This window comes from Paraburkholderia sp. BR10936, from assembly GCF_040965735.1.
Classification (GTDB): domain Bacteria; phylum Pseudomonadota; class Gammaproteobacteria; order Burkholderiales; family Burkholderiaceae; genus Paraburkholderia; species Paraburkholderia nodosa_A.
Window position 1 is genome coordinate 77,263 of record NZ_JBFRCM010000010.1, and the last position, 18,683, is coordinate 95,945.

An 18,683-nucleotide genomic window follows, 5' to 3' on the forward strand; every position below is an offset into this window, starting at 1 on the left:
CCCGCCGGCAGCAAGTCCGGGGCGGGTCGAAGCGGCGGCCGCGCGCCCTCGCCGGGCCTGCCAGCAGGGCATGCGCGACGCACTCAACTGTACCCAGGTTCCTATGTCCCGCGCTCTTCGCAACATCGCCATCATTGCCCACGTCGACCACGGCAAGACCACGCTCGTCGACCAACTGCTGCGCCAGTCCGGCACCTTCCGCGACAACCAGCAGATCGCCGAACGCGTCATGGACTCGAACGACATCGAAAAAGAGCGCGGGATCACGATTCTCTCGAAGAATTGCGCCGTCGAGTACGAAGGCACCCACATCAACATCGTCGACACCCCGGGCCACGCCGACTTCGGCGGCGAAGTGGAACGCGTGCTGTCGATGGTCGACTCGGTGCTGCTGCTCGTCGACGCCGTCGAAGGCCCGATGCCGCAAACGCGCTTCGTCACGAAGAAGGCGCTCGCGCTCGGCCTCAAGCCGATCGTCGTCGTGAACAAGATCGACCGTCCGGGCGCCCGTATCGACTGGGTGATCAATCAGACCTTCGACCTGTTCGACAAGCTCGGCGCGACCGAAGAGCAGCTCGACTTCCCGGTGGTCTACGCTTCGGGCCTGAACGGCTACGCTTCGCTGTCGCCGGATGCGCGCGAAGGCGACATGCGCCCGCTGTTCGAAGCCGTGCTCGAGCACGTGCCGGTTCGCGACGCCGATCCGGAAGGCCCGCTGCAGCTGCAGATCACCTCGCTCGACTACTCGACCTACGTCGGCCGTATCGGCGTGGGCCGTATCAAGCGTGGCCGCATCAAACCGGGTCAGCCGGTGGCGCTGCGCTTCGGCCCGGAAGGCGAGGTGATGAACCGCAAGATCAACCAGGTGCTGTCGTTCAGCGGCCTCGAGCGCGTGCAGGTCGAATCGGCCGAAGCCGGCGACATCGTGCTGATCAACGGCATTGAAGACATCGGCATCGGCGCGACGATCTGCGCGGTCGACACCCCCGAAGCGCTGCCGATGATCACGGTGGACGAGCCCACGCTGACGATGAACTTCCTCGTGAACTCGTCGCCGCTCGCCGGCCGCGAAGGCAAGTTCGTGACGAGCCGCCAGATCCGCGACCGTCTCACGAAGGAACTGAACCACAACGTCGCGCTGCGCGTGAAGGACACCGGCGACGAAACCACGTTCGAAGTGTCGGGCCGTGGCGAACTGCACCTCACGATCCTGATCGAAAACATGCGCCGCGAAGGCTACGAGCTGGCCGTGTCGCGTCCGCGCGTGGTGCTGCACGAAGTCGACGGCGTGAAGCAGGAGCCGTACGAAATGCTGACCGTGGACGTCGAAGACGGCCACCAGGGCGGCGTGATGGAAGAACTGGGCCGCCGCAAGGGCGAAATGCTCGACATGGCTTCGGACGGCCGCGGCCGCACGCGTCTCGAGTACCGTATTCCGGCGCGTGGCCTGATCGGCTTCCAGGGCGAATTCATGACGCTCACGCGCGGCACGGGCCTGATGAGCCACGTGTTCGACGCCTACGGTCCGATCAAGGAAGGCTCGCTCGGCGAGCGCCGCAACGGCGTGCTGATCTCGCAGGACGACGGCGCCGCTGTCGCCTACGCACTGTGGAAGCTGCAGGACCGCGGCCGCATGTTCGTGAAGCCGGGCGACGCGCTGTACGAAGGCATGATCATCGGCATTCACAGCCGCGACAACGACCTCGTCGTGAACCCGATCAAGGGCAAGCAGCTCACCAACGTGCGCGCCTCGGGCACCGACGAAGCCGTGCGCCTCGTGCCGCCGATCCAGATGTCGCTCGAATACGCCGTGGAATTCATCGACGACGACGAACTCGTGGAAGTCACGCCGCAGTCGATCCGTCTGCGCAAGCGTCACCTCAAAGAGCACGAGCGTCGCCGCGCGAGCCGCGAAGGCGCTGCCGAGTAATTGGCATTTTTAGCGCTTTTTTCTGCACTGCAATGCACAAAGACTCACAGAAAAGCCGCCGCTTTATGGGCGGCTTTTTTGCGTCTGGCGGGGATTGTATTGCGGTGCGGGAAGAGTGCGTTGCGAATGCCGCAAGGGCCCGTGGAAAAAGGGTTCCCGCGTGGTGTTCGGTCGCATTGCATCCTGTGGCGAGATGCGCATATGCGCTATACTCCGCGGATGCATGATTTAGGTCCTTCCAAGCAGACTTGATTCGCAATCCGCTAAACGGTCAGGCCGTGGCGCGGAAGGTTGAGTAACCCGCTATTTCTCGAGAAACTCGAAGAAAGGTGAGCGTAAATGTCGGAAACGATGAAGCAATTCCAGCTGAACTCCTATTTGTTCGGCGGCAATGCTCCGTATGTCGAAGAGCTATACGAAGCATATCTTGATAACCCTGCGTCCGTTCCGGACAACTGGCGTGAGTACTTCGACGCACTGCAAAACGTGCCGTCGTCGAGTGGCACGGCAGACAACGACATCGCCCACGGGCCGATCGTCGAATCCTTCGCTCAACGCGCGAAGGCCAATGCATTTGTTCCGCGCGGCGGCGGCGAAGATCTCGCCACGGCACGCAAGCAAGTCTACGTTCAGTCCCTGATTGGCGCTTATCGATTCCTCGGCTCGCAATGGGCCAATCTCGATCCGCTCAAGCGTCGCGAACGTCCGAACATCCCCGAACTCGAGCCTGCGTTCTACGACTTCACCGAAGCCGACATGGACCAGACGTTCAGCGCCACGAACCTGTACTTCGGTTTCGAGCGCGCGACGCTGCGCGAGATCGTCAAGGCGCTGCGCGATACGTACTGCGGTACGATCGGCGCCGAGTACATGTACATCAGCGATCCTGAACAGAAGCGCTGGTGGAAGGAGCGTCTCGAGTCGATCCGCTCGACGCCGAACTTCTCGAACGACAAGAAGAAGCACATCCTGCAGCGCCTGACGGCCTCCGAAGGCCTCGAGCGCTTCCTGCACACCAAGTACGTCGGCCAGAAGCGCTTCTCGCTCGAAGGCGGCGAGTCCTTCATCGCCGCGATGGACGAAGTCGTTCGTCACGCGGGCGCGAAGGGCGTGCAGGAAATCGTCATCGGCATGGCTCACCGCGGCCGTCTGAACGTGCTGGTCAATACGCTCGGCAAGATGCCGGCTGACCTCTTCGCCGAATTCGAAGGCAAGCACGTCGACGACCTGCCGGCAGGCGACGTGAAGTACCACAAGGGCTTCTCGTCGGACGTCGCGACCGAAGGCGGTCCGGTCCACCTGTCGCTCGCGTTCAACCCGTCGCACCTTGAAATCGTCAACCCGGTGGTCGAAGGCTCGGCGAAGGCCCGTATGGATCGCCGCGGCGATGCAGACGGCCTGCAGGTGCTGCCGGTGCAGATCCACGGCGACGCGGCCTTCGCAGGCCAGGGCGTCGTGATGGAAACGCTGAACCTCGCGCAAACGCGCGGCTACGGCACGCACGGCACGCTGCACATCGTCATCAACAACCAGATCGGCTTCACGACCTCGGACCCGCGCGACGCGCGTTCGACGCTCTACTGTACCGACGTGGTCAAGATGATCGAAGCGCCGGTGCTGCACGTGAACGGCGACGATCCGGAAGCGGTCGTGCTGGCGATCCAGCTCGCGGTCGAATTCCGCATGCAGTTCCACAAGGATGTCGTCGTCGACATCATCTGCTTCCGCAAGCTGGGCCACAACGAGCAGGACACGCCCGCGGTCACGCAGCCGCTGATGTACAAGACGATCGCGAAGCACCCGGGCACCCGTGCGCTGTACGCCGAAAAGCTCGTGCAGCAAGGCGTGATCACGGCTGAGGACGCGGACAACTACGTCAAGGCCTACCGCGCCGCGATGGACGAAGGCCACCACACGGTCGACCCCGTGCTCTCGAACTACAAGAGCAAGTACGCGGTGGACTGGGTTCCGTTCCTGAACCGCAAGTGGACCGACGCAGCCGATACGGCTGTGCCGCTCGCCGAACTCAAGCGTCTGGCTGAGCGCATCACCACGATCCCCCAGAACTTCAAGGTTCACCCGCTGGTCGAGCGCGTCATCAACGACCGCCGCGCGATGGGCAAGGGCGAAGCGAAGCTCGACTGGGGCATGGGCGAGCACCTCGCGTTCGCGTCGTTGGTCGCTTCGGGCTACGCAGTTCGCCTGACGGGCCAGGACTCGGGTCGCGGCACGTTCACGCACCGCCACGCCGTTCTGCATGACCAGAACCGCGAGCGTTGGGACGACGGCACGTACGTGCCGCTGCAGAACATCGGCGAGAACCAGGCGCAGTTCACGGTGATCGACTCGGTGCTCTCGGAAGAGGCAGTGCTGGGCTTCGAATACGGCTACTCGACTGCCGAGCCGAACACGCTCGTCGCGTGGGAAGGCCAGTTCGGCGACTTCGTCAACGGTGCGCAGGTCGTGATCGACCAGTTCATCTCGTCGGGCGAAGTGAAGTGGGGCCGCGTTTCGGGTCTCACGATGCTGCTGCCGCACGGCTATGAAGGCCAGGGTCCGGAGCACTCGTCGGCGCGTATCGAGCGTTTCCTGCAGCTGTGCGCCGAGCACAACATGCAGGTCGTTCAGCCGACCACGCCGGCCCAGATCTTCCACGTGCTGCGCCGCCAGATGATCCGCCTGTTCCGCAAGCCGCTCATCATCTTCACGCCGAAGTCGCTGCTGCGTCACAAGGAAGCCGTGTCGGACCTGTCCGAACTCGCGAAGGGCACGTTCCAGCCGGTCATCGGCGAAGTGGACGAAGCCATCGACTCGAAGAAGGTCAAGCGCGTGGTCGCCTGCTCGGGCCGCGTGTACTTCGACCTCGTGGCACACCGCCGCGAAGCGAAGGCGAACGACGTCGCGATCATCCGTATCGAACAGCTCTATCCGTTTGCTCACAAGCAGTTCGAAGCCGAGCTGAAGAAGTACGACAACGCGACCGAAGTGGTCTGGGTGCAGGACGAGCCGCAGAATCAGGGCCCGTGGTTCTACATCGAGCACCACCTGAAGGAAGGCATGAAGGAAGGCATGAAGCTCGCGTACAGCGGCCGTCCTGCTTCCGCATCGCCGGCTGTCGGCTACTACGCGAAGCACTACGAGCAGCAGAAGGCGCTGATCGAAGGTGCATTCGGCCGCCTGAAGGGCGCGCAGGTCGCGAAGTAAGCACTAGAGCAAATCGAACCGGGAAGGCGTGCTGAACGACGCGCGCTTTCCCGCGCTCACGTGCGCGACCCGGTTCGTACCCAGATACGTATTCAGGAAAATCACATGGCTATCGTAGAAGTCAAAGTTCCGCAGTTTTCGGAGTCGGTGTCGGAAGGCACGATGCTGCAGTGGAAGAAGAAGCCGGGCGAAGCTATCGCCCAGGACGAAGTTGTCATCGAGATCGAAACCGATAAGGTCGTGCTCGAAGTGCCCGCGCCGGCTGCCGGCGTGCTGGCCGAGATCATCGTGGGCGACGGCGCTACCGTCACCAGCGAACAGGTGATCGCGAAGATCGACACGGAAGCCAAGGCTGGCGCCGTTGCAGCGCCCGCAGCCGCAGCCGCGCCGGCTGCCGCCGCGGCTCCCGCAGCTGCACCGGCTGCCGCCGCCGCAACGACGGCAAGCAGCACGGTCGCCTCGCCCGCAGCGACGAAGCTGATGGCAGAGAAGGGTCTCGCAGGCGGCGACGTCGCCGGCACGGGCCGTGACGGCCGCATCACGAAGCAGGACGTGCTCGGCGCAGGCGCGCCGAAGGCCGCTCCCGCAGCCGCCCCGGCTGCGAAGCCGGCTGCCGCCAAGCCGGCGCTGCCGCAAGTCAACGCACCGGCATCGGCTGCGAACTGGCTCAACGACCGTCCGGAACAGCGTGTGCCGATGTCGCGTCTGCGTGCGCGTATCGCCGAGCGTCTGCTCGAGTCGCAGCAAACCAACGCCATCCTCACGACGTTCAACGAAGTGAACATGGCGCCGGTCATGGACCTGCGCAACAAGTACAAGGACAAGTTCGAGAAGGAACACGGCGTGAAGCTCGGCTTCATGTCGTTCTTCGTGAAGGCTGCGGTTCACGCCCTCAAGAAGTTCCCGCTCGTCAACGCGTCGATCGACGGCAACGACATCGTCTACCACGGCTACTTCGACATCGGTATTGCGGTCGGCTCGCCGCGCGGTCTGGTGGTGCCCATCCTGCGTAACGCAGACCAGATGAGCCTCGCCGACATCGAGAAGAAGATCGCCGAATTCGGCCAGAAGGCCAAAGACGGCAAGCTTTCGATCGAAGAAATGACGGGTGGTACGTTCTCGATCTCGAACGGCGGCGTGTTCGGCTCGATGCTCTCGACCCCGATCATCAACCCGCCGCAGTCGGCGATCCTCGGCGTGCACGCGACGAAGGAACGCGCTGTGGTGGAGAACGGCCAGATCGTGATCCGCCCGATGAACTACCTCGCGATGTCTTACGACCACCGCATCATCGACGGCCGCGAAGCCGTCCTGTCGCTCGTCGCGATGAAGGATGCGCTGGAAGATCCGGCTCGTCTGCTGCTCGACCTGTAAAGATCGGCCTCATCAAGCATCAAGTCTCACACTGAGCGCCGTGCGCGCGGATTCCGGAAACCGGGCTCCGCGTGCCGCGCTCACGTCTCGAAAGGATGACCATGTCCAAAGAATTTGACGTCGTCGTGATCGGCGCCGGCCCCGGCGGCTATATCGCGGCGATCCGCGCCGCACAGCTCGGCAAGTCGGTTGCGTGTATCGAAAAGTGGAAGAACCCGGCCGGCGCGCTGAAGCTCGGCGGCACCTGCCTGAACGTCGGCTGCATTCCGTCGAAGGCGCTGCTCGCCTCGTCGGAAGAGTTCGAAAATGCCGCGCATCATCTCGTTGACCACGGCATCAGCGTGGGCGACGTGAAGATCGACGTCGCGAAGATGATCGCCCGCAAGGAAGGCATCGTCGAGAAGATGACGAAGGGTATCGAGTTCCTGTTCCGCAAGAACAAGATCACGTGGCTCAAGGGCCACGGCAAGTTCACCGGCAAGAACGAAGCCGGCGTGCAGATCGAAGTGAGCGGCGAAGGCGAAACCGAAGTCGTCACGGCGAAGAACGTGATCATCGCGACGGGCTCGAAAGCACGCCATCTGCCGGGCATTCCGGTCGACAACAAGATCATCTCCGACAACGAAGGCGCGCTCACGTTCGACAGCGTGCCGAAGAAGCTCGCTGTGATCGGCGCAGGCGTGATCGGTCTGGAGCTCGGCTCGGTGTGGCGCCGTCTCGGTGCCGACGTCACGATCCTCGAAGCGCTGCCGGAATTCCTCGGCGCGACTGACCAGGCGCTCGCGAAGGAAGCCGCGAAGCTCTTCAAGAAGCAGGGTCTCGACATTCACGTTGGCGTGAAGGTCGGCGAAGTGACGACGACCGACAAGAGCGTCACGATCAACTACACGGACAAGGACGGCAACGCGCAGAAGCTCGAAGCCGACCGCCTGATCGTGTCGGTTGGCCGCGTGCCGAACACCGACAACCTCGGTCTCGAAGCGATCGGGCTGAAGGCCAATGAGCGCGGCTTCATCGACGTGGACGACCACTGCGCAACGTCGGTGCCGAACGTGTACGCGATCGGCGACGTGGTGCGTGGCCCGATGCTCGCGCACAAGGCAGAAGACGAAGGCGTGCTGGTGGCCGAGATCATCGACGGCCAGAAGCCGCACATCGACTACAACTGCATTCCGTGGGTGATCTACACCGAGCCGGAAATCGCATGGGTCGGCAAGACGGAGCAGCAGCTCAAGGCGGAAGGCCGCGACATCAAGACGGGCCAGTTCCCGTTCATGGCGAACGGCCGCGCGCTCGGCATCAACAAGGCCGACGGCTTTGTGAAGATGATCGCCGACGCGAAGACCGACGAACTGCTCGGCGTGCACATCATCTCGGCCAACGCATCGGACCTGATCGCGGAAGCCGTGGTGGCGATGGAATTCAAGGCTGCCGCCGAAGACATCGGCCGCATCTGCCATCCGCACCCGTCGCTGTCCGAAGTCATGCGCGAAGCTGCACTCGCCACTGACAAGCGCGCGCTCAACATGTAAGCGCCAAGGGCAGGGCGGCCGACTTTTTTGGCCGCGCTGCCCCGCAGTACCCAGCATCACGTACGGAGGCGGGTGGGCTTTTGCTCTCCCGCCTTTCCTCATTTGCGGCCCAGAAAATGAACGTCACCGAATACTACGAAAACGAACTGCAGAAGCGGGGATACAAGCCCGATACGGCGCAACGCGCCGCGATCGACCGGCTGCAGCGGTGCTACGACGAGTGGGTCGCATACAAGTCGCGGCGTTCGAACGCCTTCAAGAAGTTTCTTATTCACCCGGACCTGCCGCGCGGCGTGTACATGTGGGGCGGTGTTGGGCGCGGCAAGAGCTTCCTGATGGACAGCTTCTATGCTGTCGTGCCGCTGCAGCGCAAGACGCGTCTGCACTTTCACGAATTCATGCGCGAAGTGCACCGTGAGCTCGAAGAGCTCAAGGGCCAGGCCGATCCGCTCGACGAACTCGCACGCCGCATTGCGAAGCGTTATCGCCTGATCTGCTTCGACGAATTCCACGTCTCGGACATCGCCGACGCGATGATCCTTTACCGTCTGCTCGACCGTCTCTTCGAGAACGGCGTGCAGTTCGTGATGACGTCCAACTACGATCCCGATCTGCTCTATCCCGACGGGCTGCATCGCGACCGCATGCTGCCTGCGATCGAGTTGATCAAGAGCAAGCTCGACGTGCTCAACGTCGATGCGGGCATCGACTATCGTCAGCGCACGCTCGCGCAGGTCGAGGTCTATCACACGCCGCTCGGCGCCGCCGCCGACAAGGCGCTGCGCCACTCGTTCGCGGAGCTGGCCGCCGTCCCCGACGAAAGCCCGCTGCTGCGCATCGAAAAGCGCGAACTGAAGGCGCTGCGCAAGGCCGACGGCGTGGTGTGGTTCGATTTCGCGACGCTGTGCGGCGGTCCGCGTTCGCAGAACGATTATCTGGAGCTGGCAAGCCGCTTTCACGCCGTGATCCTCTCCGACGTGCCGCAGATGACGCCTCGTATGCAGTCCGAAGCACGCCGCTTCACCTGGCTCATCGACGTGTTCTACGACCACAAGGTCAAGCTGCTGATGTCGGCCGCGGTGCCGCCCGAGGAACTCTATGTGGAAGGCCCGATGGCCAACGAGTTCACGCGCACGGTGTCGCGCATCGTCGAAATGCAGTCGAAGGAATATCTCGAAACGCCGCGCCGCATCGTCGATACGGCCCTGACCTGAGCGCACGGCGTCCGCGCCGGTCCAGGGGGTGTCACGCAGGCGTCGAGCCAGTCTCAAAAGAGCGCGGCGGCACCCTTTTCAAGATTCGGACTCGTCTGATATGGATGGCGGGGGTGAGTGGATATCGTTTGTCAGCACACCGTCTGACAAAGGACCTTCCATGACCCCGCATCGCGATATTACCGACGAAGAGTGGCAGCGCGTGATGCTGCTCCTGCCCGAACTGCGTCCGCGCACCGAGTTGCGCGGACGGCCGCTCGCCAATACGCGCTCGGTGCTCAACGGCGTGCTGTGGGTCATGTATAGCGGCGCGAACTGGTCGGCCATGCCGCGCCGCTACCCCTCGTATCAAACCTGCCATCGCCGCTTCAAGACCTGGCACTACAACGGGGCGCTCAAGCGCGTGATGGGCGAGTTGTTCGGCGAAGACGGCGTGAGGTTGTGCGACACCATCGAAACGCGCATGCGCAAGCACGCGAGCCGTGCAGAAAAAGCGGCGCGCAGGCAGGAAGCGGCGCGCAACGTGCCGCGCAATTCGCCGTTCGTCCTGGTGGCGAGCGCGTCCGCGCAGTCGCAGCCTTTCACCTGTCGCTCCGTGTATCGCCACACAGCGTAATACCGGCGCTGATGAAGTCCGGCCGAAGCGGCTCATGTGCGCGCTTCGGCCGGTTTCGTCTCCCAGGTCCCCTGGCTGGTTTGTGCACCGGTCCTCAGGTCGATCCGCTCACGCATGCAGTCACTGCTGACGCACCCAGGTTTGCGAGCGGCCAAGCAGCGAAATACCCATATAGCCGCGCACGACGAGTTTCTGGCCGCCGTCTTCCGTATGCATCTTGCAGCGGTACACCTTGCCGTTCTCAGGGTCGAGAATGTGCCCGCCGTCATACCCCTCAGCGGTCTTTTTCATGCTGTCGATGATCGTCATGCCGAGGATCAACTGATCCTTGCGCGAGTCGGTGCAGGCCGTGCAGCGCCGATCGGGCTGATCAGTCGCGCCGAGGCCCTTGATGACCTTGCCGCTCAGGTCGCCGTTGGCGTCGGCGCTGATCTGCACGAGCGCTTTCGGCTGGCCGGTGTGATCGTCGATGGTCTGCCAGACGCCGACGGGCGTGTCGGTTTGAGCGTGCGCGGCGAGGGCGCCGCATAGCAGTGCACTCGCAAGCGCAACGTGGCGCGCCGCGCGTCCGATGACTCGATTCATGTCTTCCTCCACTGATGTTGTTTGTCGTGTCGACGCTGACCGTGCGTCGCGCCAGGCACGCCTGGCAAGCCGCAAGGTCAGGGCAGGATACTGGAAAGCATCGCGCGCGTTTGAGAGAAGGAACTCTAGTTTGGTCGGCCCTGGCCGCGCTGGACCAAAACGGCTGGCGATGCAAGGACAGCGCGCAATTCCCAGGAAATTCTTGCTATGTGTTGTGGGAAAAGATACGTAATCGGCAAATTTTCTACGAGTGGCCCGAAACACGTGAAAGTGAGTAATAATTGTGCCGATTTGTAAAAATTAGAACTGTTCAAAGCAGGTACTACATGGACTACAAGTGGAGAGTTCGTCGCACCGCTCTGGCGGCGCTGGTATTAATCGGGGGAATCGGTACGGGCTGCGCACAGACGCCGCCTGACAATTCAGCAGCAGCGAATGCAGCAGCAGCGGCGCCCGTAGCACAGACCACCGCCGCACCCGCAGTGCAGGACGATCAGGCCGCAACCCCTGCGTTGCCTTTGGCAGCGAGCCAGCCGGGCGTACTCACGCCGGATGAAGCGAAGCAGAACGCCGCGGGCAACGTCGCCGAGCTGCAGGAGATGCTGCGAGGCTCGGATCTCGCCGAACTGCGCACGACCTACAACGGCTCGTATGGCGCAAGCTTGCTGTTTTACGGCAAGGAAATGACGTACTACGTCACGCTGTTCCAGAACAAGACGTTCTGGCGCGTGATCAAGACGAGCGACGAGACGCGTGCTGAAGCCATCTATCGCGACTTCGCGGTGAAGTCGGGCCAGCTCGCCGAAGTGGAAATTCGCCGCACGCGCCTCGAAGCGCAGAAGGCGTTCACGGACCGCATGATCGCGCTCACGCAGGACCACGCGAACCGGCTCCAGGCGGATCTGGCTATCGCGCGCGAGCAGCAGGCGCTTGTCGCCGACCGGCAGAAGCAGGGCCGCGATCAGGCGAACGCGTTGCAGGCGCAGAAGACGGCCGCCCAGGCGCAACTGCGCACGGTCCAGCGTCAAGTGCGCGAACTGCAGCAACAAGTGGAAGGCGGTCTGCCGATCCGCTAATCGCCGGTGCGCGGTGTGGCCAGCGTGCTCACCCGGCGCCCGGCTGTGCAACGGGTTGCGCGGAACACGCGTATGCGGCACGCAAAAGGCGGAGCGTCATGGGCGCTCCGCCTTTCTTTATGGTGCGATCGTTCGGGTCGCGCTCAGTGCTTGCCGTGGCGATGCGTGTCGCGACCCTTGCGAGTTTCGTCTGCGGAATGGGGCTTCGGTTGAGAGCCGGCAGGCGAGGGGTCGACGGCGATCGGATCGCTCGCGGGGAAGGTTTCTTCGAGCGCTTCGTCGAGCGGGTCTTGTTGCGAGGGTTGCGGGGCTTTCGGCTTGGATGCGCTCATGGCGGTCTCCGTTGCGATATTCGTCACGCCCAGAATAACGCAAAGCCGGAATCGTGACCGCGAGTCACGGCTGTCAGAGCGCGTCGGAAGACGGTGGAACGAAACTGAACGCAACCGCACCGTAGCTGTAGGAAACGCGCGCACAAACAAGCAGGCGCGCCAAGGCGCGCCCGTACTGTACTGAATGTCGGCGTGATCGGCGTACCGTGCAGCGAGTACGCCAGCCAGCAGCGGCTTAGCTGTTGCCCGAGCCTTCGCCGCCGTTGCCGCCGTTGTTCACCGCGCCGTAGAGGCGGCGGCGGCGCGTGACGACGACCGGGCCGTCCTGAGAGCCACGGTCATTGCCGGGGGCGCTCGATGCGCCCGACGGCGCGCCCGACGGCGCCGACCAGTTTTCACGTGGCTCGCGCGGTTCACGCGGTTCTCGTTGTTCACGCGGGCCATGGCCACCGTGGCTGCCGTGCGGGCCGCGGCTCGTATGCTCGCCGTGCGAGCTGCGAGCGCCGCCCGGGCGCGGACCCGGACGGGTGCCGGTGTCGAGCTGGATGGTCGAAATGGCGCGCTTGTAGATGCCTTGCAGGCCAACGGGCGTGCGCAGCATCACCAGATACTGATCGAACGACTCGATGCATCCGGTCAGGCGAATGCCGTTGACCAGATAGATTTCGACGCGCTTTCTTTCCTTACGCGCGGCGTTCATGAAGTCGTTTTGCGGGTGCGATTCTGCGGAAGGCATGGACTAGATTTGGCCAGGCGGCGCAATGCCGCAATCAGTTGGAAACGTTTGCTCGCCGCGATTCTACCTTGTGTCGGCGAAGCGCGCGTGCGGGAAAGTAAGCTTACTGCAGAACTATACCGGCTCGCGGCCGCGACCGCAGATTGACGAAAAATGCATCGCTGCGTCCCTTGTCGTCGGCTGCCGGGAAGGGGCGTGTCCGGATGACAGGTAGCGATGGGCAGCGACAGCGGTTTTCGGAAAGAGGCCTGCCGACGACAGGCCCGCGGATTGACAGACCCGCGCGACCTTTCGACGCGCATGCACTCACTCACACAGCGTAGTCCAAGACGGCCAGCCATGCTCGACCGATTCGAGGCGGATCACACGCTTATACGATGACACGATGGTTTTCGATCCGCTTGCGATGATTCTCGCGGTGCCCGAGGGCTTCGTTCCGTGCGGCGGCACACGAAAACCGAAATCGCCGCCTGCGCGGAATAAGCGCACCCGCTGCAACGTTTAACGCGATATCGGTGATGAACCCAGTGGAGGTGATCATGGAGCGGCTTCGCAAAGGTCTCGCGTGTCTCGTTTGTGTGGCGCTGGCAGGCGTCGCGGGAGCCGGCCTCACGGCTTGCAGCGACATGAATTCAGGCGGGGCGTCGTCGAGCAGTTCGGGCGGCTCGTCGGGCGGCGGCTACTGAGCGGCGTGCGGCGTGTTGCGTCATCCGTCGCCGGAGTTCGAAGCGCAGGTCGTGGCGCAGCTCGGACCCATGCGCCGCTATGCGCGCGCCTTGACGGGCGACGCCGCCTGGGCTGACGACCTCGTGCAGGACGCCGCGGAGCGTGCGCTTTCGCGCTGGACTTCGTTTCGCCCGCAGAGCAATCTGCGCGCGTGGCTGCTCACGATCCTGCGCCATCTGTACATCGATCAGTTGCGCGGCCGGCGTGAGATTGCCGTCGACGACGAAGCTGCGCCGTGGCGCACGCTCGAGGCGCCGCACGGCGAGGTCGACGGTCTCGTGCTGCGCGATCTGCAGCGCGCGCTCTATGCGTTGCCTGCGGCGCAGCGCGAGGTGCTGCTGCTCGTGTGCGTGGAGGAGTTGAGCTACAGCGAGGCGTCGGCGGTGCTCGGGGTGCCGGCCGGCACGGTGATGTCGCGCCTGTCGCGAGCGCGCGAGCATCTGCGAGCGTTGCTCGATACGGGGCCGGTGCAGGATCCGGGGCGCGATCCGGCGCAACGCGCGGCGCCGCTCAGGGTGGTGGGGACGCTACGATGAACGACAACGATCTCGGCCACGAACGCGACGGCGAAGGCGTGCCGCCGGCTTCGCCAGAAGAGGACCTTACGATGCTGGGCGCTTTCGTCGACGGCGAACTGCCCGCGGGCGAGTGCGAGGCGCTGCAGGCGCGCCTCGCCGACGATCCGCGGGCAGCGGCGCGCGTCGCGGCCTATCGCGCGCAGAAGGCCGCGCTGCAGGCGTTGTGTGAAGGCGCGCGCGTCGCGGGCGAGGGTGCCGCGCCCGGCGCAGCCGAACCGGCAGGCAGCGCGCCCGCCGTGTTCGTCCTGCGTGGGGGCGTGCCGTGGTGGTGGCGCGCCGGCATCGCGGCGTCGTGGGTGGCGGTGGGCGCGGGGCTCGCGGTGGCGGCCACCGCGCTCGTGCCGCGGCTCGCGCCGGGCCTGGCTCCAGAACTGGCAGCCGTCTCCGCGCCGGCGGCCGCGCGCAGCGAAACGCCCGAAGCGTTTGCGCGCCGCGCCGACATCGCCTACGCGGTGTATTCGCCGGAGCAGCGGCATCCCGTGGAAGTGGGCGCGGCCGACGAGGCGCATCTCGTCGCGTGGCTCTCCAGGCGGCTAGGCAAGCCGCTCTCGGTGCCGTCGCTGGCCGAATACGGCTATACGCTGGTGGGCGGGCGTCTCTTGCCCGGCAACACGGGGCCGGCCGCGCAATTCATGTACGAGAACGATGCGGGCGAGCGCCTCACGCTCTACGTGGCCAGTTCGGCCCGGGACCGGGACCCCGTGCGCCTCTTGCGCGACGGCAACCGCCGGACGTTCTACTGGAGCACCGAACGCACGGGCTATGCGCTCTCCGGGCCGCAGACAGAACCGAAGCTGCGCGAGATCGCGCTGGACGTATGCGGCGCGCTGGGCGGCAAGCCCGGGCAGTGGTGATGCGCGACGCCGGCGGAGCAGGCCCATGAGCGACCCCGCGCGCCGTGCCGCGCCCACCTTGCCTCCTGGCATCGACGAGGCCCGTTTCGCGCGTGCGCTCGCCGCGTTCGAAGGCATCGTGGGCGCGCCGAACGTCTGCCGTGGCGGCGCAGCGCTCGATCCGTATTTCGATCCGTTCGTACCGCTCGCCGATGCGCACGCCTTCGCCCCTTCCGCTGCGATCCTCCCCGCAAGTGTCGAAGAGATCCGCGCGATCCTGCGTGTCGCGAACGAAACGCGCGTGCCGCTGTGGACCGTTTCCGCGGGGCGCAACTTCGCCTATGGCGGTGCCGCGCCGCGTCTGGCGGGCTCGGTCGTCCTCGACCTGCAGCGCCTGAACCGGATCCTCGAAGTGGACGAGCGCCTCGCATGGGCGCGCGTCGAGCCGGGCGTGAGCTACTTCGATTTGCACGCACATCTGCGCGAACAGCATCTGCGCCTGTGGGTCGATCCGCCCGCGGCGGGCTGGGGCAGCGTGGTCGGCAATACGCTCGAGCGCGGCTTCGGGACGACCGCCTATGGCGACCACGCCGCCTCGCAGTGCGGCATGGAGGTCGTGCTCGCCAACGGTGATGTAGTGCGCACCGGCATGGGGGCGATCGAAAACGGCACGGCGTGGCAACTCTACCGGCCGGGCTACGGGCCTTCGTTCGATGCGCTCTTTACGCAGTCGAACTACGGTGTCGTCACGAAGATGGGGCTCTGGCTCATGCCCGCCCCGCGGGCCTTCGTGATCGGCGAGATCCAGTTCGCGCGTGAGGACGATCTCGGCGTGCTCGTCGATACGCTGCGAGCGTTGCAGCTCGGCGGCACGATACGTCAGCACGCAGCGATCGAAGGCGCGATCCGCCGCGCCGCGAGCCTCGCGCCTCGCGCTCGCTGGTACGAAGGCGAGGGCGCGATGCCCGAGGCCGCCGTCGCCGCGATGCAGCGCGATCTGGGCGTGGGCCGCTGGAATCTGCACTATGCGCTTTATGGCGAGCCCGAGGTGATCGACGTGGAACGGCGCATCGTCGAGCGTGCGTTTGCCGGCGTACCGGGTGTGCGTTTCTCGGCGCGTCGCTATGCCGAAGGCGACGAACCGCGGGGCGGCGCTGACCGCAATCTCGCCGGCATTCCCGCGATGAGCGCGTTTCGCATGCTCGACTGGCGCGGTGGCGACGGCGCGCACGTGGACTTCTCGCCGCTGTGTCCCGCTGATGGCCGCGACGCGCTGCGCCAGTACGCGCTCGTCAAGGCGCGCGCGGCCGAGTACGGTTTCGATTACTACGGCGGTTTCACCGCGGCGGGGCGCTATCTGCATCATGTATTCGCGGCGATCTTCGCGCGCGAGCGCCGCGACGATGCAGCCCGCGCGGGGGACCTGCTGCGCGCGCTGATGAGCGACGCGGGCGCGGCCGGCTACGGTGTCTACCGCTCGCATCTGCTCTACATGGACTACGCCGCGGCGCAGTACGCCTTCAACGACGGCGCGCTGTTGCGTCTTGCGCAAACCGTGAAAGACGCACTCGATCCGCAGGGCGTCCTCTCGCCGGGCAAGCAGGGCATCTGGCCCGAGGCGTGGCGTGCGGAGCGCGGCTATACGTGATCGATTTAATCAAGACTGCGTAGCGATTGGCGGGAAGGATTCGTTGCAAGGCGCACGGAGGACACGATGGACAGACGGGCTTTTCTCTGCGATGCCGGGGCCGTGGCGCTAGGCGCGGCTTGGCAGGCGCATGCGCTCAGCGTTGCGTTGGGCGTACGCGCGCCTCGTGCGGGTGCAGCGTTGGATGCGCCAGGCGCCGCAGTGTTCGACCCGGCGCTCGAGCAGGGCCGCGTGCTCGCGCGCGCAGCGGCGCGCGCGGGATGTGTTGCGTGGGCCATCGGCGACGGCTGCGCCGACACGGCCGATAGCGACATCGGCACACTGTGGCACGCGCGGATCGCCCGGCGCCTCGAGCCTGGCGCGGACTTGACTGGCGCGTTGCGTCCCTCGGACCGATTCGTACTCGCGCGGCTAGCCAGCGCGCGCGGGGTGACGCTGCGCGACTTCGCTTAGGCAACCTTAGCAATAGCGCATCGACATCTCATGTCTGCGACTTCTTCGCCGCTTTTGCGATTTCTTCGTCGCGCAGCTGGCGCCGCAGGATCTTGCCGATGGTCGATTGCGGCAGCGACTCACGGAACTCCACGATGCGCGGCACCTTGTAGCCCGTGAGCTGCTGGCGGCAGAACTGGATCAGCGCGGCTTCCGTGAGCGCGGGATCGCGCTTCACGATGAACACCTTGACGCGCTCGCCCTGCACCGGATCGGGCACGCCGATCGCCGCCACCTCGCGCACGCCGGGGTGCATCGCGACCACGTCCTCGATCTCGTTCGGATACACATTGAATCCCGACACGAGAATCATGTCCTTCTTGCGGTCGACGAGACGGATATAACCGCGCGCATCCATCATGCCGATGTCGCCGGTCGTGAGCCACCCGTCGGCAAACACCTCTGCCGTTTCGTCCGGGCGATTCCAGTAGCCCTTCATCACTTGCGGACCCTTGACACAGAGCTCGCCGGCTTCGCCGATGCCGGCCCACGTGCCGTCGTCCCTGCGAAAGCGCACCTGCGTGGACGGCGCGGGCAGCCCGATCGAGCCTTCCGGATGCGCCTCGTCTCCCTCTGCATGCGCGATATCGACGGGATTCATCGAAACGATCGGCGAGCACTCGGTGAGACCGTAGCCTTCCACGACGGGCTTGCCCGTGACGGCCCGGAACCGGTCGGCAACGGCCTTCTGCATGGCCATGCCGCCCGCCATCGCGAGTTTGAGGCCCGAGAAGTCGCGCTGGCGGAACGCCGCGTTGTCGAGCAGCGCGCTATAGAGCGTGTTGACCGCGCTGATGCAACTGAACGTCTCGTGCTCCAGTACCTTCATCACGCGCTTCATGTCGCGCGGATTGGCGATCAGGATGTTGCGTCCGCCGAGCGCGAGGAAGATCAGCGCATTGATGGTGAGCGAATAGATGTGATAGAGCGGCAAGGGTGTAAGCACCGTCTCGGCGTTGGCGTCGAACTGGTTGCCAATCCACGCCTTTGCCTGCTGCACGTTCGCGAGCACGTTGCCGTGCGTGAGCATCGCGCCCTTCGCGACACCCGTGGTGCCGCCCGTGTACTGGAGGAACGCGAGATCGTCGGCGTGGGTCGCCACCGGCGCGTGCGGGGCGCGCGCGCCTTGCGCGAGTGCATCGAGCAGGCGCACGGCACGCGGCAGGTGGTAGGGCGGCACCATCTTCTTCACGTGGCGCAGCATGACGTTGACGAAGCGGCCCTTGAGGTTTAGCCCTTCGCCCAGCAAGTCGCCGAGCGCCGTCACGACGATGCGTTGCACCTGTGTGCCGGGCAGCGCCGCTTCGAGCGTGGCGGCGAAGTTCTCGAACACGACGATGGTCTGCGCGCCGCTGTCCTGCAACTGATGCTCGAGCTCGCGCACGGTGTAGAGCGGGTTGACGTTGACGATCACGGCGCCGGCCTTGAGCGCGCCGAAGAGGGCAACCGGATACTGCAAGGTGTTGGGCAGCATGATCGCGACTCGCTCGCCTGGCTGCACGCCCGCGCCTTGCAGCCAGGATGCGAACGCCGTGGCCTTGCGGGCGAGTGCGGCGTAGGTCATCGGCGAGCCGGCGCTCACGTAGGCGACGCGCTCGCTGAAGCGCGCCGTGCAGTCGTCGAAGTAATGGGTGAGCGAGGCGTACTGGCTTGCGGGGATTTCGCGCGGCACGCCGGGAGGGTACGAGGCGTACCAGATGCCGTCGGTGTTGGGAGGGGCCGCCTGAGGTGGGGCCGCCTGAGGTGCGCAAGCTGCCACCGGGCTCGCCGGATCGGGCTGGGGCGTGTCGCTCATAGTGGATCTCCG

Annotated in this window: 16 protein-coding genes and 1 pseudogene; 13 read left to right on the forward strand and 4 right to left on the reverse strand. The window is 65.0% G+C overall.

What is annotated here, in order from left to right; translation table 11 throughout:
- Positions 1 to 103: 103 nt before the first annotated feature.
- From typA to AB4Y36_RS21240, 6 genes are all read left to right on the forward strand, one after another.
- The gene (typA, locus tag AB4Y36_RS21215) at positions 104 to 1,930 is read left to right on the forward strand and encodes a translational GTPase TypA (RefSeq protein ID WP_069267869.1); all 1,827 of its coding nucleotides are present in this window, start codon (positions 104 to 106) and stop codon (positions 1,928 to 1,930) included.
- Positions 1,931 to 2,269: 339 nt separating this feature from the next.
- Positions 2,270 to 5,134: a 2-oxoglutarate dehydrogenase E1 component gene (locus AB4Y36_RS21220; RefSeq protein ID WP_368684007.1), complete on the forward strand. Its 2,865-nt coding sequence runs from the start codon at positions 2,270 to 2,272 to the stop codon at positions 5,132 to 5,134.
- 105 nt (positions 5,135 to 5,239) lie between these two features.
- Positions 5,240 to 6,508, forward strand: coding sequence for a 2-oxoglutarate dehydrogenase complex dihydrolipoyllysine-residue succinyltransferase (gene odhB / locus AB4Y36_RS21225; protein ID WP_368684008.1), 1,269 nt, complete (start codon positions 5,240 to 5,242; stop codon positions 6,506 to 6,508).
- 101 nt (positions 6,509 to 6,609) lie between these two features.
- The gene (gene lpdA, locus AB4Y36_RS21230; RefSeq protein ID WP_342945608.1) at positions 6,610 to 8,040 is read left to right on the forward strand and encodes a dihydrolipoyl dehydrogenase; all 1,431 of its coding nucleotides are present in this window, start codon (positions 6,610 to 6,612) and stop codon (positions 8,038 to 8,040) included.
- Positions 8,041 to 8,156: 116 nt separating this feature from the next.
- The gene (zapE, locus tag AB4Y36_RS21235) at positions 8,157 to 9,254 is read left to right on the forward strand and encodes a cell division protein ZapE (RefSeq protein WP_368684009.1); all 1,098 of its coding nucleotides are present in this window, start codon (positions 8,157 to 8,159) and stop codon (positions 9,252 to 9,254) included.
- Positions 9,255 to 9,414: 160 nt separating this feature from the next.
- Positions 9,415 to 9,870 carry a transposase gene (locus tag AB4Y36_RS21240; protein WP_368604102.1) on the forward strand — a complete coding sequence of 152 codons (456 nt, stop codon included), beginning with the start codon at positions 9,415 to 9,417 and terminating at the stop codon, positions 9,868 to 9,870.
- Positions 9,871 to 9,990: 120 nt separating this feature from the next.
- On the opposite strand, the gene AB4Y36_RS21245 is transcribed toward AB4Y36_RS21240, so the two are convergent.
- Positions 9,991 to 10,455 carry a DUF2147 domain-containing protein gene (locus tag AB4Y36_RS21245; RefSeq protein WP_069267864.1) on the reverse strand — a complete coding sequence of 155 codons (465 nt, stop codon included), beginning with the start codon at positions 10,453 to 10,455 and terminating at the stop codon, positions 9,991 to 9,993.
- 140 nt (positions 10,456 to 10,595) lie between these two features.
- Here AB4Y36_RS21245 and AB4Y36_RS21250 point away from each other — a divergent pair.
- Positions 10,596 to 10,733 (forward strand): annotated as a pseudogene (locus AB4Y36_RS21250) (Fis family transcriptional regulator); the annotation flags it as partial.
- 48 nt (positions 10,734 to 10,781) lie between these two features.
- Positions 10,782 to 11,531: a DUF2968 domain-containing protein gene (locus tag AB4Y36_RS21255; RefSeq protein ID WP_069267863.1), complete on the forward strand. Its 750-nt coding sequence runs from the start codon at positions 10,782 to 10,784 to the stop codon at positions 11,529 to 11,531.
- A 143-nt stretch (positions 11,532 to 11,674) separates the two neighbouring features.
- Here AB4Y36_RS21255 and AB4Y36_RS21260 read toward each other — a convergent pair whose 3' ends face one another.
- On the reverse strand, positions 11,675 to 11,863 hold the full coding sequence (locus tag AB4Y36_RS21260) for a hypothetical protein (RefSeq protein ID WP_342945610.1): 189 nt from the start codon (positions 11,861 to 11,863) through the stop codon (positions 11,675 to 11,677).
- A 235-nt stretch (positions 11,864 to 12,098) separates the two neighbouring features.
- Entirely contained in the window at positions 12,099 to 12,599 is a 501-nt protein-coding gene (gene hfq, locus AB4Y36_RS21265; RefSeq protein ID WP_342945611.1) for an RNA chaperone Hfq, read from the reverse strand.
- Positions 12,600 to 13,138: 539 nt separating this feature from the next.
- On the opposite strand from hfq, the gene AB4Y36_RS21270 reads away from it, so the two are divergent.
- The 5 genes from AB4Y36_RS21270 (at position 13,139) to AB4Y36_RS21290 (ending at position 16,837) form a co-directional block, all read left to right on the forward strand.
- Positions 13,139 to 13,285 (forward strand): hypothetical protein, encoded by a 147-nt coding sequence (locus AB4Y36_RS21270; RefSeq protein ID WP_342945612.1) that lies wholly within the window; start codon positions 13,139 to 13,141, stop codon positions 13,283 to 13,285.
- A 69-nt stretch (positions 13,286 to 13,354) separates the two neighbouring features.
- Positions 13,355 to 13,861: a sigma-70 family RNA polymerase sigma factor gene (locus AB4Y36_RS21275; RefSeq protein ID WP_069267926.1), complete on the forward strand. Its 507-nt coding sequence runs from the start codon at positions 13,355 to 13,357 to the stop codon at positions 13,859 to 13,861.
- Between the two features lie 71 nt (positions 13,862 to 13,932).
- Positions 13,933 to 14,757, forward strand: a complete 825-nt coding sequence (locus tag AB4Y36_RS21280; protein ID WP_368684085.1) for an anti-sigma factor — start codon at positions 13,933 to 13,935, stop codon at positions 14,755 to 14,757.
- A 25-nt stretch (positions 14,758 to 14,782) separates the two neighbouring features.
- Entirely contained in the window at positions 14,783 to 16,384 is a 1,602-nt protein-coding gene (locus AB4Y36_RS21285; RefSeq protein WP_368684010.1) for an FAD-binding protein, read from the forward strand.
- A 66-nt stretch (positions 16,385 to 16,450) separates the two neighbouring features.
- Positions 16,451 to 16,837, forward strand: coding sequence for a hypothetical protein (locus AB4Y36_RS21290; protein WP_368684011.1), 387 nt, complete (start codon positions 16,451 to 16,453; stop codon positions 16,835 to 16,837).
- A 28-nt stretch (positions 16,838 to 16,865) separates the two neighbouring features.
- On the opposite strand, the gene AB4Y36_RS21295 is transcribed toward AB4Y36_RS21290, so the two are convergent.
- On the reverse strand, positions 16,866 to 18,671 hold the full coding sequence (locus tag AB4Y36_RS21295) for an AMP-binding protein (RefSeq protein WP_342945615.1): 1,806 nt from the start codon (positions 18,669 to 18,671) through the stop codon (positions 16,866 to 16,868).
- Positions 18,672 to 18,683: the final 12 nt, after the last annotated feature.

What these genes read in the sequence shown, in the direction of transcription:
- typA (WP_069267869.1), top strand. Translation starts at nt 104, where the DNA reads ATGTCCCGCGCTCTTCGCAACATCGCCATCATTGCCCACGTCGACCAC.
- AB4Y36_RS21220 (WP_368684007.1), top strand. Translation starts at nt 2,270, where the DNA reads ATGTCGGAAACGATGAAGCAATTCCAGCTGAACTCCTATTTGTTCGGC.
- odhB (WP_368684008.1), top strand. Translation starts at nt 5,240, where the DNA reads ATGGCTATCGTAGAAGTCAAAGTTCCGCAGTTTTCGGAGTCGGTGTCG.
- lpdA (WP_342945608.1), top strand. Translation starts at nt 6,610, where the DNA reads ATGTCCAAAGAATTTGACGTCGTCGTGATCGGCGCCGGCCCCGGCGGC.
- zapE (WP_368684009.1), top strand. Translation starts at nt 8,157, where the DNA reads ATGAACGTCACCGAATACTACGAAAACGAACTGCAGAAGCGGGGATAC.
- AB4Y36_RS21240 (WP_368604102.1), top strand. Translation starts at nt 9,415, where the DNA reads ATGACCCCGCATCGCGATATTACCGACGAAGAGTGGCAGCGCGTGATG.
- AB4Y36_RS21245 (WP_069267864.1), bottom strand. Translation starts at nt 10,455, where the DNA reads ATGAATCGAGTCATCGGACGCGCGGCGCGCCACGTTGCGCTTGCGAGT.
- AB4Y36_RS21255 (WP_069267863.1), top strand. Translation starts at nt 10,782, where the DNA reads ATGGACTACAAGTGGAGAGTTCGTCGCACCGCTCTGGCGGCGCTGGTA.
- AB4Y36_RS21260 (WP_342945610.1), bottom strand. Translation starts at nt 11,863, where the DNA reads ATGAGCGCATCCAAGCCGAAAGCCCCGCAACCCTCGCAACAAGACCCG.
- hfq (WP_342945611.1), bottom strand. Translation starts at nt 12,599, where the DNA reads ATGCCTTCCGCAGAATCGCACCCGCAAAACGACTTCATGAACGCCGCG.
- AB4Y36_RS21270 (WP_342945612.1), top strand. Translation starts at nt 13,139, where the DNA reads ATGGAGCGGCTTCGCAAAGGTCTCGCGTGTCTCGTTTGTGTGGCGCTG.
- AB4Y36_RS21275 (WP_069267926.1), top strand. Translation starts at nt 13,355, where the DNA reads ATGCGCCGCTATGCGCGCGCCTTGACGGGCGACGCCGCCTGGGCTGAC.
- AB4Y36_RS21280 (WP_368684085.1), top strand. Translation starts at nt 13,933, where the DNA reads ATGCTGGGCGCTTTCGTCGACGGCGAACTGCCCGCGGGCGAGTGCGAG.
- AB4Y36_RS21285 (WP_368684010.1), top strand. Translation starts at nt 14,783, where the DNA reads ATGAGCGACCCCGCGCGCCGTGCCGCGCCCACCTTGCCTCCTGGCATC.
- AB4Y36_RS21290 (WP_368684011.1), top strand. Translation starts at nt 16,451, where the DNA reads ATGGACAGACGGGCTTTTCTCTGCGATGCCGGGGCCGTGGCGCTAGGC.
- AB4Y36_RS21295 (WP_342945615.1), bottom strand. Translation starts at nt 18,671, where the DNA reads ATGAGCGACACGCCCCAGCCCGATCCGGCGAGCCCGGTGGCAGCTTGC.